Below are 18,643 nucleotides of genomic sequence, written 5' to 3'. Positions count from 1 at the left end.
CTGCTAAGGCCGCCGCGCTTTGGCTTTTGATCTTGGGCGCCCCGTCAAACACGCTGGCCGAACGCAGGCTTGAATCCGTGGGTAACCCGGCAGGACGCCGGGTTAGCCGTCCTGGGCCAGGGATGGCCCATGACGGCGGCCCACGGATTCAAGCCGGAGTGAGGGCACACCGAGCCTAGGCGAGGTGCCGAGTGTTGGGGCGAGGACCTTTTGGTTACTTTTGGGTCCCTCCAAAAGTGACCCGCTGTAAGAGCGGAACCCTAAGTAGCCGTTACCTAAATAACGGATATGTACTCAACCCCCCGTGCAAAACCCAACCCCCCGCAACGGCAACTCATAAGACTTCTTAACCGTCCTAACCACCAACGTCGACGAATAAGTCCGAATCGGAATATCCCGATAAGTCTCCAGAAACCGATAGATATACTCGGTGTACTCCGCAGCATCCCGAAACTTCGCCACCATCACAAAATCAAACTCCCCGGTCATCAAGTAACAATCCTGAATCTCCGGATGAGTCGACAGGATGTGCTGCATCTTGCGGTCAATATCCTGGCTATCCCTGTCCAGCTTGATCAGGAAAAACGCCGTCACCTGGATCCCCAATTTGCGTTCATCCAGCACCGCCACCTTGGCCTTGATGATCCCCACGCTCTCCATGCGGCGAATCCGCCGATAACAACTGGTGGAAGACAGCCCCACGCTGTCGCTCAACAACTCCAGGCTCTGGTCGCAATCCTTCTGCAACTTGCCCAGGATCTTCAAATCCATGGCGTCTGTCATCGGTTCCAAATCGTCCTTGAAAAAATGCAATGAATACGTCGCAAAGACGGGCCAATTTGCACAAATCCTGCGCAGTGGCTAGTTAACATCGATCCAGCTTAGCAGCCCGGCCAACACCTGGCCTGAAGGCGGCATGAGAGGGATCTTATGATAGTCGCGAAACCGACATGGACCGGTGATATCAAGGCGCTGTTCAGCGCCCCGTATTGGATACCCGCGCCCCAGCGCGCCGCCGTCGCCGCCACCTGGGTCGGTTGCATGAACGCCTACGAGGTGTTCCTGGAGGACCCGGCTTCGGTCAAGACCTGGTCGCAAACCATCTACCAGCACCTGGCCTCGCGCAACATGCCGCTGACCACCGATCAGCAGCAGTTCTGGCCGCTCGATGCCCTGGAAACCTTCCGCCTGTGGGTCAACCAGGGCTGGCGGCTGGACAGTATCTCGCCGTTCGACCCGGCCGAACGCATTCCGCCACCGGCGCTGCCACACCCGGTCAAGCGTGTGCGCCAGGACATCCGCGCCCTGAGCCCCGAAGCACTTAACCTGTACCGCGCCAAGCTGGATGACGTAATGCACATCGGCGACCCCGACAGCGGCTCGCCCTGGCAGCGCTATGCCTACATCCACACCAACTGGTGCCTGCATTACCAGGAAGCCTTTGCCTTGTGGCACCGCGCTTACCTGCTGTACCTGGAAGCGCTGATCGACTGCGCGATTCCTTACTGGGACTGGATGGCCGCAGACGCCAGTGTCGACGGCAACCCACAGGCCGGCTTGCCCCAGGCGTTCCTCGATGAAACCTACGTGCACCCCCGCACCGGCGAGGTGCGGCGTAACCCGTTGCGTTATGCGGCGGCCAAGGATGGCTGTTCCAAGGTCTGCGCCACCGCACCGGTCGAGGGCGTCGACTGCCGGTATGTGCAACGCAACCCGCTGTTCTACACCCAGGGCGAGGCCTTTCGGTTCGAGCGCACCCAGCTGTATGGCATGAGCCGGATCTTCCAGCAGCAGGTGGTCGATGCGCTGGCGTTCACCACCTTCAGCCAGCCCCAGGGTGTGCCAGGTTATCCGTGGGCCAACATCACGGCCTTCGACCCGCCGCAACCGGACAACCTCTACCCCAACCGTGCGCTGAATTTCGACGGCCTCTACGAGCAACCCCACGACAATTATCACGGCTGGATCGGCGGCGACATGGCCGACAACGCCTATACCGCGTTCGACCCGGTGTTCTGTTCCTATCACGCCAATATCGATCGCATGCTGGAGGTCTGGATCCGTGCCAATCCGGCGGCGCAGTACACCACCCAATGCCTGTTGCAACCCTTCGCAGGGCAGCAGGCCGATGACGTGACCTTCACCAGCGCCGACGCCTGGCGCTATACCACACTCGGCGACATGGCCCAGGACAGCCGGCACATCGGCTACGACTACGGCACGCCCGTCGCCCCACAGTTCGGCGCGGCCAAGGCTGCGTGCTGCCATCAACCGCAGGCCGCAGGCACAGGTCCCTGGGTGGTGTTCGACCATGTGCGCTGCACCCATGACACCTACCTGATCGACGTCTTCCTCAACCAACCCGACGCCACGGCGCAGCACGCCCGCGCCGACAACCCGCATTACGTCGGGCGTTTCAGCCGCATCGGCATGGGGTTGGTAGACGACAAGGGCCGCTGCATCACCCAGGGCGTGTCGCGGGCGCTGAATGCGGCACGCAGTGCCCAGGCGCTGAACCTCAAACCGACCGACGCAGCGCAGTTATCGCTGGTCGTGACCCACTCCGATAGTGGCCAGGTGTTGACGGCCGATGCATACGCGCCGCTGCCTGGCTTTATCGCCGAACTGGTGTGGGACGACCCACGCCAAACCTCTGCCGGCCCCGCTCCGGACGCCGGTTGCTGCTCCACCAACACCCATGCTGGAGAACCGACATGAGCACACCCTTCACCCAATTCACCTCCCCTGCCGAACAAGCGCCCAAGGACTACAACAAGCTCGGCCTGGAGGACCAGTTGCCGACCTTCGAGACCGACTGGAACAACAACGTCACCGGCTGGACCCAGATGTCGATCATCGGCAACCCCTGGTCCAACCTCAACGATGCACCGCGCTCGGGCTATTACAACCCGCTGGAGAGCGGCTACGGCACGCTGACGCCGAAGACCATCACCTGGCAGCCCTTTCCCAATCGCCTCTGGACGTTCTTCTACAACAACGGCGCCGCCGTGGTCCCGCAACTGGGCGGCAAGGCCATGACCCTGGACCAGGTGATGCAACTGACCGACCACGGCCAGATCACCCTCAATAACACCCTGTATTCGCTGTACCCGGACCCGCAGGCGACCCAACTGCAGATCCCCAGCGTGCTGTGCAAATCCATCAACTGGAACGGCCCCTACGCCGACTTTTCGCCCTCTGGCCCACGGGGCTGGCTGGATGAATACTGCGAGTGGTCGATCACCCGCGACCCCGACGGCAACATGCGCAGCATCATGTTCACCAGCGAGAACCCGGCGTACTTCCTGACCATGTGGAACATCGACCCGGGTGCCGTGCTGGGCCTGTACCAGGCGTATGTCGACCCGCAGGTGAAACTCGAAGACCTGTACCTGCGCTACACCGCCGACGGCCCGACCGGCAAGGCCGGCGAACCGGTGCTCGACCCCACCACCGGCCAGCCCGCCTACGACACCGTGAACAAATGGAACAGCGGCACCGTGCGCATACCGGGCGTGTCGGGTGGCGCGATGCACCTGACTTCCGGCCCCAATACCCTGAGTGCCGAGATCTACCTGGCAGCGGCGGCCACCATCCTGCGGCCGCTCAACAGCAGCCAGAACCAGCAGAGCCTGATCTGCTGCGCGCAATACGGGCAGAACTACCGCAACTCCGACCCGCATATCGGGTTCTCCGCCAACCAGGCAGCGGTCAACAACCTGATCTCGTTGACCAACCCCATCGGCCTGTACCTGCAACAACCCAAGTCCTTCAGCACCTGGAAAGGCCCGCAAGGCCAGGATGTCAGCAGCTACTGGCGCGTCACCCGTGGCACCGCCGGCACCGGCCCGAACAACTCCGACCAGATCCTCCAGGCGGTCTTCGAAGTGCCGGCCAGCGCGGGGTTCTCGATCAATGACATCACCATCAGCGGCACGCCGATCGACTACGTGTGGGTGATCGCCAACGAACTGAATGTGGCCCTCAGCGTGACCCCGGCACCGCTCACCGCCCAGCCCAAGGAGTGCGCCTGCGTGGCGGCCAATACCACCGATGCGCAGCCCTGGCCGGTGCAGTTGCTGCCGATTGACCTGTTCTACGGCCAATCCCCCAGCGACTTGCCGGCCAGCTTTGCGCCCGGCAGCTCAAGCCAGTTCGTGCTGGTGGTGCAAGGCGCCGACCCGAACACTACGGCGGCGGATGCACGGGTGCAGTTCTCCAACCCGGGCATCACGGCCCAGGTCACGCAGTTCCTGCCGGATGCCTCGGCGATTCCCGGGCAGACCGACGGCGGCGGCACCCAGGGCTACATCATGACCATCACCGTCAGCGGCAACGCGGCGCCGGGGCTGGTCAGCGTGCGTGCGCTCAACCCCAACGAAGCGGCCAACCCAAGTGCCACCGAGCACCCATGGGAAAGCGGCCTGGCCCTGGTGCCCAGCGCCTGAGTACCACCCGGCCACCCATGCCTGGCGTGGGTGGCCGCCCCTAAAGTCTTGAGCAAGGAATGCGACCATGAACGGATGGCTTCGCCCGCTGCGCCGGGCACGCTTGCGTATTGTCTGCACAATCACCTGCGCCCTTCTCCCGTTGCTGGCCCCCGCACCGGCCAGTGCCGCCTCGGATGCCCAGAGCTGCGTCAGCCAGTTGGTGTTCGACCCCACCAGCGGCGGTTTCCTGCCGGTTAACAATTTCGGCACCGAGCAGGCCTTTCTCAACTGCTTCGGCTGGCAGTTGTTCATCGCCATGAACTGGCCGGTCAACCCCGGCTGGCCGGCCAACCCGAGCCTGGCCGGTGAGCCGGACACGCAAAGCAGCGCGGCCCAGTTCGGCGTGCCGCCAACGCCCGGCCAACCGATGAGCAATGCCCCGGTGTGGGCCAGCTACAAGGATGCCAGCGAGATCTTCCTGCCCGGCGCGGCCAAGCCGTCCGGCTGGGGCGTGGAAACCCTGGTGCCGTCCAATTGCACCGCCACCGGCAATCTCAAGGCGTTTGCCACGGGCGCGCGTAAATTCATCACCGCCACCTCGGAAAGCGCGATCAACCGCAAGCACCGCTTCCACCTGTCCAGCGGCACCCAGGTGACCCTGCCCGATTCGATCATGGAAGCCTCCGGCGGCTGGCTCACGGACCAATCCGGCAACCTGGTGTTTTTCGAGCGCAAGGTGGGCAAGGCCGAGTTCGACTACATCGTCGACAACGGCCTGTACGACGCCGCCAACCAGCTGATCGTGGCGCAGAACAGCGATAACCGGCACCCCGCCGGCCTGTCACTGCCGGCCGGCAAGCTGGTGCGTGAACTGCCGGCCAAGGCGCTGCCGCAGGAAGAACTCGGCGCCCTGGAACTGAAAGCCGCCTGGCGCGTGCTCACCAACAAGCCCGCCCTGTACGGGCGCTACCTGACCACCGTGGCCTGGCTGCAACGCCCGGACACGCTGCAATGCACCCAGGAAGTGATTGGCCTGGTGGGCCTGCATATCATCAACAAGACCCAGACCCAGCCGAATTTCATCTGGACCACCTTCGAGCAGGTCGACAACGTGCCTGACGGTGGTGCCGCGCCGCCCGAGGGCTACAGCTTCAACAACCCGGCATGCACCGGTGATGCCTGCACGCCGAATGTGCCCCGCGTGCAGTGCGACGCCACGCACACGCCGCCCAACTGCACGCCCCTCGACCAGCCGGTGCAGGCCACCCGCGCCAACGCCACGCCCCAGGACATGCAGGCGCTGAACACGGCAGTGCAGCAGACCTTCGCCCAGCAGACCCAGGGCCAGTCGGTATTCCAGTACTACAAACTGGTGAATGTGCTGTGGTCCAAGACGCCCAATGCGCCCAACGACCCAGGCCCAGGGCCGAACGTGCAGGTACCGCTGTCCTATGGGCCGTTTGTCAGCGACCAGAGTGTCGTCGTCGCCAACACCACCATGGAAACCTACGTGCAGACCGACAACTGCAACGACTGCCACCAGTACGCGGCGATTGCCGGAAAATCCGGGCTGGCGTCGGACTTCTCCTTCCTGTTCAGCAATGCCGACTCGGCGAAGAACACGCGGCTGATCAAACGCATCGAGTCGTTCAAGACCCTCAAGGACAACCCGTAACCGGCGCAAAAAAAGGGGCGATCATTGATCGCCCCGAACGGTACATCGAGAGGTCCTTTCCACAGCCTTACAAACTGATCTGCTTGCGCTCCTCATCCGTCAGCCGCGCTCGCGCCTGTTCGCTCAGCGGCCCGGCGCCCAGCACCTGCACCGGGCTGTCGGGGTTGTAGCCCGAGGTTTTCTGTGCCGGTGCAGGTTCTTGCGGCAACGGTTCGTTGCCCAGGCTCAATACTTCCACGGTCATGATCGACGGCCTGCCCTGCCTGGCGGCCGCCTGCTGGCTGCGCGCCGCGTCTTCCGCGGCCTGGGACGCCGCCGCACCGGCCGCGCTGGCCGAACTCATCGCGCTGGTGTTGACACTGGCGGTCACCGGCACCCCGGACGATTTGCCCTGGGTCTGGATGTTCGCCGCATTCACCACCCGCAAGGCGGCAATGTTGACGTTGCCGGACACCCGAATCCCCGCCTCGCCGGCATCGATGGTGCCCAGCGGTGCGATCAGGTCGATGTCCCCCGCCGGCACTTCCGGGATCGGGTTGAGCGTGGCGATCCCCGCACCGGTACTCGGCACCGACGGCGACAGGCCGACGTTGCCCCAGTTGTCATAGACACGCTTGGGCGGCGTGTACACCACGGTGGTCTTGGAGCCGCGCCCGGCGTTGATGTCGCCCTCGCTGGTCCAGCCCATGATCGAGCCACCGAAGGTGGTCATGATGCGGCTCTGGCCCAGCAGGATGCTGCCCAGGGAATACAATTGGATGTCTCCCGCGCCCTGGGTGATCACCCCCGCCGTGGACGGTGGCGCCGCGCCTTCAATGCCGAAGGTCTGGTTGCCGCCCGGCGTGAGCATCTGGATCGAACCACCGAAGTTGGTGTGCACGCCCGCGCCGCCGAACAGGGTGATGTCGCCTTTGTAGGCGATCGGGTTGCCGGCCACGTCCTTGGCCGGGAACAGCGCAGCGATGGCTGCACGGCCACGCAGGTAACTGCCCTGGCGCACACTGCCGTCCTGGTTGTACTCGCGGCCAGCGGCCTTGAGTTCGGCGAAGTATACGTTGCGGGCAAACACCCGTTGTTGCTCGGCAGGCAAAGCGGCGTAGTAGGCACGAGCCTGCTCGGTGCTACCGACAAACCCGAAGCGCTCGGCCAGCCAGCCGACCAGTTCGTTTTCGTAGGTCTTGGCCACCTTGCTGCCCTGCAACGACTCACCGGGTTGCGCCAGGTTCACAGGGTCCAGGTAGGCCTCGACGAAGCGTCGGTAATCCAGGCCGTCGGGGCCGACGCCGGCTTGCATGACAATGCTCGCGCCGGGGCGGTTATCGCCCGAGGCTACGGGGCCGAGGCTGGTGACGCTGACTTTGTCGTCCATCTGGATAGTGCGCCCGGCCGTCAGCTCCAACGTGCCCGGCCCGGCGACCTGGAAGTTGCTGTAGAGGATGTCGCGCCCGGCAGACACGATGGAGATATCGGTGGGGCTGTTATGGACAAACAGGTTGCCCATGGACGTTTCTCTCTGGTAACCGCTGATTCGGTCAAACAGGCTGCCACTGCTGACAATATCCCGGCCTGCCATCATCCACACGGCACCACCGCCCTCGTACCAGGTCTGCCCTTGATGCAGATCCCCGGGGTTGACCCCAAACGAGATGATCCGCCCACTGCTGACACCCACCAGGTCACCGGTCAATGCGTAGAAACGCGCAGCGGAGGCCGGAGCATGGCCGCTGGTCGATGCGCTGGCGGAACCAAACACAAACAGCGGTAGAAGCGGGACGTTGTCGGAACTGCCGTTTGGCGAGAGGTTAGTGGCGACAGGCTTGATGTCGGTACCGAGCCTGCCGACAAACGCCGGTTGCCAAGGCGTGGCCATGATCGCCGGATCAGCTGCCGATTGGCTCACGAACGTGCCGCCGGCATAGATCGAATCATGGGCGAGCAACTGCAACTGGCCGTTCACGCCCGGAGCAAGCAACAACGGGAATTTGTAATCGTTGTCGGTCAAGGAAGAACTACCCGCCTTGCCGTAGTACAGGCTGCCGCTGGCCGCCGTCGCACGCAGGATCGACGGGTAGACCACCGCCAAGTCAGAGGCCAGCCCCGTGGAATTGGGCGACAGGTTGCCGCCGGCGGAAAACAGGTCGATCGCCGTTTGCCCGGTCCACAGCGAGAACCAACTGGTGCCTGGGCCGTGCTCCTGCCCCCGGACAAATGACGAACTGTTGGGCAGCACTACCCGGCCGGGGTCGATCACGCTTTGCAGCGCCAGGTCGCCCAGGGTCGCCAGGCTGAACGTCGCATCACCCGGCACCAGTACCATGCCGCCGCGCGTCAGCCCCCGGGTGGCCTGCAACGCATCGAACGCCCGCACTTCACCCGGGCTGTGGTCGGTATTGGCAATGCCGTACTGCAACTCTATCCGGCCCGAGGCGCCGCCCAGCAATCGAGCGTTACCGCGCAGGTCAACCAGTGTGCCGTTCAAGCTGCTGCTATCAAGCTGGCTTTCAGGGTTCAGGGCCCCGCCGATATGCACCCGCAGGTCACCACCACCGGTCAGTTGCAGGCTGCCATCACTGGCCACCCGCCCGGTGCTGCCGACCGCCAGCACCAAGCCCTGGCTGCGTGGGTTGGCATTGGCCGCCATGGCATTGCCGGCCAGCGAGCGAAGCATGCCGGCGTCACCGCCTACCCGCACATCCACATCGCCGCCGCCCAAGGTGCCGAAACCGGTAAAGCCCACCAGTTGGTCAGCTGTGGCCGTCGCGGTGTAACTGCCGAAATTGATCCACCAGGCCGTGGGCTGCGCTGCCCCGCCCGTATCGACAGTGCCGCTGCCCTGGCGCCACAACCAGTTGCCGACACTGGCCGAATCGTAGCCGGTATCCAGAGGGTTTGGCCGACCAGGCGCGGAAGCCGTGGCGTTGAGAATATTGCCTGTCAGGTTGCCACCCACCTTCACGTTCAGGTTGCCCCCCGCTTGCGGATACCAGGCGCGGTACAGGCTGGTGGGGCTGGCGTTGACGAATTGCTCGAAATAGCTGCCCTCGTCGTTCAGCACGGTCTTGCCCCGGCCGTTGGACTTGGGCTGGTTGTACGGGTCGCCCGCGAAGGTGGCGGCAGACGACGTGCCGGCGGTGTACACCCCGTACAACGAGTCCATGCTCAGGTTGCCGGCGCTCAACAACTCCAGATCGCCGGTGCCTGTGCGAATCACACTGAAGCGCGTCGCGGCGGGGCTTGCACCGAACTCCTTGACCGATTGGGAAAGGCAGTAAGCGGGGTTATCCGCACAGAACTGCGTGGTGGTGGTGTTGAATTGCGCCAGGAATGCATCGGTAATCGGCGTACCTTCCGTCAGGCCGTACTCGGCCAGGTCCGCCACGGCCTGGGCGGTCCAGACAAACGATGGTTTCACCGCGCAGTATTCCGGCGAACCCGCACAGAAATCGGCGATCGGACCGCCGCCCAGCTCATCGAGTAGCGACTGTTCGATCGGGTCACCCACCTTGACGTCCTTGCCCAGGCTTGCCAGCAGCTCGACCCCGGCCGCAGACCACGTTTGCACGACCCGGGACGGCAGCCCCTTGGCAAACATGCCGTAGTGACTGTCCGCCAGGCGCAGGTCACCGGTTGTGGGATGAGGTTGCAACAGACGACTGTCGGCCGCCTCGGTGTCGGCGCCCGCCACCAGCCGCAGCGACCACGACTGCGAACCCTCGGCCAGCATCGGTGCAATGGCCCAGTTCTGGCCCTGGCGCCCCGCCACTTCGGGACGCAGCTCGACCGATGTCGCATCGTTGAGCAACTTGACGTTGGTACCGGAAGGAATCAGTGCACCCTTGGGCAACAACAAATCGCGGGCCAGGGTCACCACGTTCTGGGTGGGGCCAGGCGCCTGGAAATTCTGCGGCAGCGGCACGCCCTTGGGCCAGGTCATCGCCTTCAGCAACGTGTTCTGGGTCAACAGACTGCCGGCGTCCAGTTGCGACCCGCTGACCAGGGTCTGCGCCTGGCTCAGCAAGGTACCTGCGGCAAACAGCACGTTGCCCGCGCTGTCGAATACCGCCGCCGCCAGCACGGTGCCGGCTGGCAGCACCAGGTCCTGCCTGAGGGTGGCGCGCACCGGCAAACGGGTGCCCGCGCTCACGCCGATGTCGGCGATCGGCAGGTCGTAGTTGAGCACCACGCCCGCCGGGAAGGCCGTGCCGGTTGCCAGGCTTACGCCCTGCCCCGGCACCACGATATCGCCACCGGTGAAGTCCACCCCCGGCAACAGCACCCAGCCCTTGTCGTCTACCGTCTCCGGCGGCAGTGCAAAGCCATCGTTGATACTGCCGTAGATGCTCAGGTCACCCCCCGCGCGCAAGGTCAGGCTGCCGGCCTCGGTCTTTTCCTGGGTCGGCGACTTGAGGCTGGCGTAGCGATAGCCGGACAGGTCCAGGTCACCCTGCACCACCAGGTCGCCGTCAGGCGTCTTGCTGACGATTTCCACACCGGGACGCAGGTGGAAGGTGTCGCCGTAAGTGTCGTTATTCAAGCCGGCGAGCTTGTTTTGCAGCAGGTTGTTGTTGAGCAGCGCCGCGTTGATAAAGTCCGTGCTCAGTCTATGTTTGTCGTTCAGATAATCCTGGGTGATTTGCTGGTACGGTCTGCCGCTGGCGGTTGGATCGTTTTTCTCGGGCGCATCGTCATAGGTGGCCATGCCATTGAGGGTGATCGCGCGAGCACCTTGAATGTCCACGCGGCCATGGGCGTCGATAGCGATGTCGTTGATGACGCCGCCGGCCCCGGCCAGGCGCGGTGCGTTGAGCTCCAGGGTGCCGCGATTGCGCCCATCGTTGCCGCGGGTGGCTGCGGTGCCGTGGCGCAGGTCGATGCGCGCGCCTTCGGCCAGGGTCAACAGACCGTTACCGGAACTCAGCGCCACCATGGCCCGGTTCGGCGAATCGATGATCTTGCCGTAGCTGTCCACCCGCAACTTGCTGCCGTGGGCATCCAGCACCGCACTGCCCGCGAGGGTCAGGCCGTTCTTGCCGGCCAGGCTGATACTGCCGACGCGTTCGCCGCTGGCGTCCACCAGGCCAGTGACCCGCAGGCTGCCGTTGTCCACCGAGACGTTGATGATGCCCGCCTTGAGCCCCTCGCCAATGGTCAGGTCGCCCTGTTTGAGCTGGAAGCTGCGCGCACCGAACACCTGCCCGGCATTGAGACGCTGGTTGAGGTCGGCAAACTGCTGGTCCTGCGAACCATTGCTGCCCAGGCGTTGTGCCTGGATTTCCACGCTGCCCGCCGTATAAGGCATCAAGGTGCCGCCGGCGTCGTAGTAGCCGGTGCTGCTGCCGAGAATGCGGCCTTGCAGGTCGACAATACCGCCTGCCGCATCAACGGCAACCGCACGCAGTTTGCCGGCCTGGTTATGTTTGGCCGACAGGTCGATGGTCGAACCCGACGCTTGCAAAACATTGCCGCTGCGGCTGTCGAGCAGTACCTCGCCCCCCCAGCCGTATTGAGTGAGGTCGTTGAAGACCACCGAGCGTCCGGCGACGTCGATCAATGCGCCGTCCGTCAGTACCACGTCGCCCCGTGCGCCGAGCTTGACCTTGCCGCTGGGCAATACCACGGCGCTGGCTACTCGCACGCTGTCGCCTTGCAGGGACAGCTCGGCGCCCATGCCATTGGCGGTCCCCCGCGCACCGGCGGCAGCGGCGACATCAATGGCGCCGCCGGCGGTGATACGGTTGACCGAGCCGGCTTCACCGGTCATCAGCGGCGTGAGGATATTGAGGTTGCCGCCGCTGTACTGGAAGCCCTTGACCGGGTCGTAGCCGGTCAGGTTCCGGTACACCGACAAGCTGCCCTTGTAGTTGGCCGTGACGCGGTCACTGGCATTCAGGTTGACGTTGGCAAAGCCCAGGGCCAGGCGGTCGAAGGTCTTGGTGGTGCTGGGCTGGGCAAAGGCGCCGTAGCCGAACTCGATGCGCTCGGCATTGATATCCAGGCGCCCACTGCCGGTGCCTGCACCGCCGGCAACCACGGCGCCGGGAGGCGCCTCGGCGCCCTGCCAGATCAGGTTGGCGGTGTGGATTGTCGCCACGTCATTGGCATTGCCAGCGCCGTAGATCGCCGGCGTGGACAGCAACAAGTTGTTCAGCAGCGACTTGCCGGTCTGTGCATCATACGTGTCCAGCGTCGTGGTGCCGTAGAAGTTGAAGGCCTGGGCCGCCGATAATTGCAGGGTTTCCAGGGCCGGTGCGCCAGACTGGGTATCACCGCGCAGCAAGCGGTTGATCACCTGCTGGTTGAGGGTCAAGCCCGCCGGCAACACGTTGCGGGCGGCGGCATCGGCCAGGGCCTCGGCGCTGCCGACGTTGATGTTGCTCAAGGCCAGTGCGAGGTGGCGAGTGCCGTAGCGCACCTGGTCATCCAGCTCCAGGGCCTGGGTGGTCGAGATCACGATACTGCCTTCGGAATACAACGCAGTCTGCCCACTGCACGGGCTCGCCGTGCAGGCACCGATCCGGATACCGCCGCCCTTGCCGGCCGTTTCCGGATACGGCAGCACATTGATCAAGCCGTTGGAGACCACCAGCATGTTGGGCGCGCTGCTGTAGACAAAGCCATCGCGTGAATCGTAAGACGCCGCACCCTGGCCCAGGGTATTGATGGAGGCGCCTTGCTCAACCACGATATCGCCATTGCGCGAAACCATCATCACTTCCGGCGCCACCAGGTTCGCGCCTGAACGCAGGGTGATGGTCCCGGCCATGCTGGTGGCAAATCCGACGTTGTTGCCACTCTGCCCATACAGCACCATCGACAAACCGCCCACCAGCAAACGCTTGGCACCCATGGCGTTGAGACTTTGCGCATCCACCGTCACACCGCTGAACGCTTCGGTCAACGGGCTGTTGGCGTCGACAATCTGTATTGCGCCGTTGGGCACCCTGCTGGTGACCGCAACCGTGCCGCCATAGCCACCCGGGGCGGCTTCGAACCGGCCAATGCCCTTGAACGAAAAGGTGTCACTGCCGCCGCCGGCATCCAGGGCCAGCTTGAGCGTTTTGGCGTCCACCGGCATCAGCGCCCGTGGCACACCGAGCTTGGCCGCATCCGCAACGGCGAATTGGGCATAACTCATTTCGTTGTACTGGGAATAACGGCGCAAGGTATCGGCCGACGTGATGATCACTTGGCTGGCCTGGCTGTTACGGATCCCGGTGTTGATGATCGACAGCTGCCCGGCGGTGGACCATGAGCCGTTGCGCATCGCAATGACACCGGCACCGCCGCCGGCCCCCGCCAGGCCATTGATCTCGACCCGGAAGGCGCCGGGCATCAGGGCATAGGTGGACGGCATCAAGGTATAGGTGCCGGCCGGCAGCCCTGGCACACCGGCGCCGATGGTGATCTGCTGGCCAACCAAAGGTGCTGTCGCACCGCCTTCGGCGGCAACCGGCGCATACCCCGGCTGCGCGCCCGGCACGATGGCGTACACCGGGTTGGTGCTCAATCCCGGCAGCACAAACCCGCCGTTGGCGCCGAACTGCACCAGTGGGTTATAGCGCGCATCCGTCGAGCCGCCACGACCGGAAATAAACCCGGCCCCCAGCAGCTCACCGCCGCCGGACAGGTCCAGGGTGGCGTCGGGCAACACCGCCACCGACTTGCCGCCCAGGATCACGCCGACCGTGAGGTCGCCGTTGCCATTGCGCACGCCGCCCTGGCCGATGAAGTTCACGGTCTGGCCGTTGTAACGATAGACCTGGCCGTCCACGGTTCCGCCGTACGGCAGCACCAGCCCCTTGCCGCTCACGGACGTCAGGCTGCCGGGCAGCAGTTCGACACGGGTGCTGCCTTGGTTGCCGATTTCGATCAGGCCCAACGGGGCCTGCAACACGCCGCCCTGCTGGATGGTTGCGGCGCCCAATTGCAGGCGACCGAAAATCGAATGCGGGGCGACCACGCTGGCGTCGCCGTTTTTTTCCAGGGTGAGGGTACGCGCGGGGTCGAACAATAAACCGGTAGCCGTGCTGCCGGTCAGGCCCACCAGCACTTGCGCGGCGATTTCGCTGCCGGGGTAGATACGCGAGGCGCGCAAGGTCAGGTCACCGCCTGACTGCAAGACCGTACTGAAGCCATTGGGGGTCACGCCGCCATCGCGTCCGGCGAGAAAGCGCAGATCGCCACGGCTGTTGAGATTGACCCGATCAAAGCCCTGGTTGAGGGCAAACGTGACTTTGTCGCGGATATCCAGCAGATCGCTGTCCACCGTAAACCGCCCCTGCCCCGGCACGGTCGACACCGGGTCACCCAGGTACGGCGTGATGTAGTTCTCCATGCCGGTCCGGTCTGGCGCAAGCATGCCGCTGAGTACCACATGGGGCGCGGCAAGATGGACCTGGGCCGTCACGGGCGCGTTCTTCGCCAACCCTATGCCTTGTGAGTACACCTCCAGGCTCTGGTCCATGTTCAGCGAAACGTCACCCGCCATGTTCAGCGCGCCATTGACCAACAGTGCCAGGCTATCAAAGCCGCCCGCCGTCACCTGGTCGACGCCAAGGCGGGCATGACCGTAGGTCAACGCATCGGCCGCCGCTTCGGCACTGCCTGGCAGCGCTTGCGCCTGGTGCTGCTGGCTCAGAACCAGCTCGCGCACCGGTAACACCCGGTTGGTGGCCAGGCTGCGCAGGTAATACGGTGCCTCCAGCGCCAATGCCAGGCGCCCGCCGGCCGCACCGGCGCCGCCCGCATTAGCCTTGAAGCTGCCATCCAGGTACAGGCCGTTGCTGGACGCAAAAGCGAGGGTACCGCCGTTGCTCGCTACCGTCGTGCGGCCCTGGCCTGGCACATCCAGCGACGCCTGGGTGCCGGAAGCGTCCAGGCGCGCACCCTCGCGCACGACCACGAACAGGTTGCTGGTCTTGGCAAGCCCGGTGGTGGGGTCAATGTCGCCCCCTACCGTGATCGTCCCGCCGTTGCGCACCTGGCCATAAATGCCGCCGCGATTGTCCACGGCCGTCACGGCACGGCCAGCCACATCGATCAGCGCGTGTTCGCCGATCCAGATCGAACGCCCATGGCCGATCGCCTCGACTTTTTCCGAGTCTGCCGTGGCCAAGCCCTTGAGGCTGACGCTGCCGCCCCACGCGTTGAGCGTGCCGTCCAGGGTGAGCTGGCCGATGCTCTGCAGGTTGATCGCCTGGCCGGGGTCGACGTTGATCACCGCCCCCTGGCCCACGGTCAGTGCCGTCGTCGCCATCTGCGCGGCGGTCGAGAGGGTATGGCCGGCGCTCAGGCTCAAGCTGGCGCCCCGGCGCTGGGTCAGCACGCCCTTGGTGGCGTCCTCCTGGTACAGCGGCGGGGTCCAGCGTTCGAGGGCACTGGCCGCATCGCTGCCGGTCGGCGCGCCGGTGGCCTGCTCGCCCACATGGTAGACCGGCATGGTCACATCGACCTGGGTACCGTCCGCGACGATCAGCCCTTCATTACCAGTGATGTCATACGCCGAGAACCCCTTGTTGAAAAAGTCGCCGCCCACTTGCAGGGTGTCGGCATCCGCCGTACCTGTGCCGATCAACACCTTGTGCGCCTGCAACGCCAGGGTGCCACCACCGTTGACGCCATAGCCACGCACCTCGCCACCCAGGCCGAGGCTGCCGAGGCCGCCGAGCTTCACGTCACCGCCCTTGCCACCGCTGAGCTTGCCGTCTTCGCCAACCGTGGCGCCCGAGGACACATCCACCAGGCTACCGGCGGCGAGGTTGACCACGTTGGTGCTGCGCAGCGACACCTTGCCGCCATTGATATACGCCACACCTTCGCGGTTGGCGGGGTCCAGCGCGAGGTTATTCCAGCGCCCGCCGGCCTCCAGCCTGACCCCGGAGGCCACGTCAAGCCGCCCACTGCCCGCCAGGATCACGTCCCCCACCGCGTTGCCTTTGTCGCGGTCAACCTGGGTGAGAATGTTGCCAGCATTGATACTGCCGCCATGGGCCGTGAGGTTGGCGTTGATGGCGACACCCGGCCCGAACAGGGTGATATCGCCGCCATCGGCCACTTTCAGCGCGCCGTTGACGGTGATCTGCTGCCTGGCACCGACCTTGATCGCCCCCAGCTGGAAGCCATTGAGCTGGTCACTGTCGAGTACCAGCTTGCCTTGGCGATCCGCCGGCAATGCGGCAGTGAGGTCGAGGCCGTCTGCGATTTTCTGCGTGTTGCTGTCGATCAGCACCTGGTCGGTGGTACCACTGAGGGCGTAGCGCAGGGTGCCGGTGGCCTTGTTGTAGATCGGGATGTATTGGCCAATGATCAACTGCGCACGCTGGGCCTTGGCCTTCTGGGACTGCTGGTAACCGTCCAGGTTGATAGTCGGCGCCTGGGTCTGGCGATCGCCCTGGAACACATCGCTGACCACCTGGCCTTCGAGCACCGCGCTGCTCGTGCCGATGACCAGCTTGCCGGCATCGCGGCCCACGGTGTAGCCGTTCTCGTAGCGGCGTTGCGTGGCGATCATCGGGTTGTAGTAGTAGTCGGTCTGGCCCCAGCGCGTGCTGGTGTCTTCATAACCTTTGTAGAGACCCGAGTAGAGAATGTCGCCTGGTGCCGTGGACAGTTCGTACAACCGCCCATCGGGCCCCTTGAGCCAGGTCTGGCGCACATACCCGGCCTGCACATCCACGGTGCCGCCGGACAGGTTGATCTGCGCGCCCTGTTGGGTCACCGCCTCCTTGCCGGTAAAGGTCACGGTGCCGCCCTGGGCCATCCATTCGCCCACCGAATGCCCCTGGGTGCCGAGGTAGCCGCCGACTTCAAGCAAGCCACCCGCGGTGTACCAGCGGTCTGTCGCATAACCATTGGTGCCTGCCGGCACGAAGACCAGTTCACGCAAGTCGACCCAGACATCATTGTTGATCAGTTGCCCCCCATCGCGGTTGACCGGTGCATCACGCTGCTCGTTGCCCTGCACGTTGATCTTGATGTTATTGGCGTCCATCGACACCTTGACGCCAATGGCACCCGACACGTCGATCATCGCGCCATCGCGCACCAGGCTGCGACCGGTGGCGCTGACCGCGACCTGGCCGCCAGTGGCCAGGGTGATCGAGCCTTTCTGGAAGTCCACGGTGCCGCCGCTGACGATTTCGACACGCGACTGGTCGGTACGGTCGGCCACGGCGCTGAGGTTGTTGAACTGGCCCGTGATCAGGTTGGCGGCCAGGCCATCGAATTTTTCCAGGCCGGCCCCCTTCTGGCTGTTGAGGGCTGTGCTGCCGCTGGCGTCCAGCAAGATCGCGGTGGTGCTGCCCTCGCCCAGGGTCACGCTGCCGGTTTGATCGGTTGCCGAGTTCAGCAGATGGATCGTGCCGCGCGTGTCCACCGAGGTACTGGCCAGGGCTACGCCGTTCTGTTGCACCTGATGACCCGTGAGGGTGATGTCACCCGTAGAGGCCATGATCAGCCCGTTGTTGGTGACCTTGCCGGCCGTGCTACCGGCCTTGAGGCTGGTGGCGACTTCATTGCCACGGGTGGTGGACCGATCATTGCCGGCAGTCCCGACGCCCTTGCGGATGTAAAAGCTGTCACCGGCTGCCAGCGTGGTCTGGCCTTTGGCGGTGATGAGGGTACCGGCGTTTTCCACTTCCGAACCGAGCAGCAACGCATAACCACCGGCGTCGGTGGAGGTCGCGGCCTTATGGGTCTGGATCAACGCACCGCGCTGCACCTGGACCTTGCCTGCCGCATCGGTGAAGGTCGGCTGGGTGCCATTGGCATCCACATAGATACCGCGCTGGGTGAACTGTTCATCGGTGATGTTCGCCGCCGCGGCCACCAGGTTGCGCACATTGACCTGGCTGGTACCGCTGAACACCACACCGTTGCGGTTCACGATCATCACGGTGCCGGCGCCCTTGATCTGCCCCTGGATCTCGCTGGGGCGTGATTCGGGATCATTGACACGGTTGAGCACGGCCCAATTGGACTGTTGCTGGAAATCCACGGTGGTGTTGCGCCCGACGTTGAAGGTCTCCCAGTTGAGGATCGCCTTGTCGGCGGTCTGCTCGATGGCCACGGTGGTCTTGCCGCCGGACTGGCTCTGGGTCGGGTTCTTGGCGTTGATCCAGCCCTGGGTCAGGCTGTTATCGACCTGCAGGCCGCCCTTGCCCAAGCCATCGGGAATGGTCGAGACCTGGCCCAACGCCGCTTGGCGCCCAGCCGCCTGCGCCGCCTGCTGCGCGGCAATGGCCGCGACACTGGTGTTCAGCGTGCTGATGGAACGCGCCAACTGCTGGTTGACCCGGGCCTGTTCGTTCAGTGACGGAATCCCCGGTACCTGACCTGCGCTGATCCTTGCCGCCGTCGCCGCCTGGGTCGCGCCTTTGTCGGCAAACCAGCTGGAACTGAACGCCGTGGCCGCCTGGGCATTGCCCGCCACCATCAACAAGGCGATGGCGTGGGCCAATGGCTTCAGGCGCAGGATAGTCTCTGGGGCTTTCAGGTTAACCGGTGATTTGCAGCGGACCATCTGGAGTCTTCCTTCTTT

The 18,643-nt window shown here is 64.5% G+C and carries 5 protein-coding genes; 3 read left to right on the top strand and 2 right to left on the bottom strand.

What is annotated here, in order from left to right:
* Positions 1-294: 294 nt before the first annotated feature.
* Positions 295-771 (bottom strand): Lrp/AsnC family transcriptional regulator, encoded by a 477-nt coding sequence (locus ACZ445_RS11670; RefSeq protein ID WP_058427215.1) that lies wholly within the window; start codon positions 769-771, stop codon positions 295-297.
* A 159-nt stretch (positions 772-930) separates the two neighbouring features.
* Here ACZ445_RS11670 and ACZ445_RS11665 point away from each other — a divergent pair, with 159 nt between their 5' ends.
* The 3 genes from ACZ445_RS11665 (at position 931) to ACZ445_RS11655 (ending at position 6,105) form a co-directional block, all read left to right on the top strand.
* Positions 931-2,718: a tyrosinase family protein gene (locus ACZ445_RS11665; protein WP_464708341.1), complete on the top strand. Its 1,788-nt coding sequence runs from the start codon at positions 931-933 to the stop codon at positions 2,716-2,718.
* On the top strand, positions 2,715-4,448 hold the full coding sequence (locus ACZ445_RS11660; protein WP_179030106.1) for a hypothetical protein: 1,734 nt from the start codon (positions 2,715-2,717) through the stop codon (positions 4,446-4,448). The genes ACZ445_RS11665 and ACZ445_RS11660 overlap by 4 nt, the downstream gene beginning before the upstream one ends.
* 67 nt (positions 4,449-4,515) lie before the next feature.
* A complete protein-coding gene (locus ACZ445_RS11655) occupies positions 4,516-6,105 on the top strand; it encodes a hypothetical protein (RefSeq protein ID WP_179030105.1) in 1,590 nt (529 codons plus the stop codon).
* A gap of 67 nt (positions 6,106-6,172) precedes the next feature.
* Here the strand turns inward: ACZ445_RS11655 and ACZ445_RS11650 are convergent, their stop codons facing one another.
* Entirely contained in the window at positions 6,173-18,625 is a 12,453-nt protein-coding gene (locus ACZ445_RS11650) for a filamentous haemagglutinin family protein (protein WP_464708339.1), read from the bottom strand.
* Positions 18,626-18,643 lie beyond the last annotated feature (18 nt).

This window comes from Pseudomonas allii, assembly GCF_055380095.1.
This window is presented reverse-complemented; position numbering and strand designations above follow the sequence as displayed.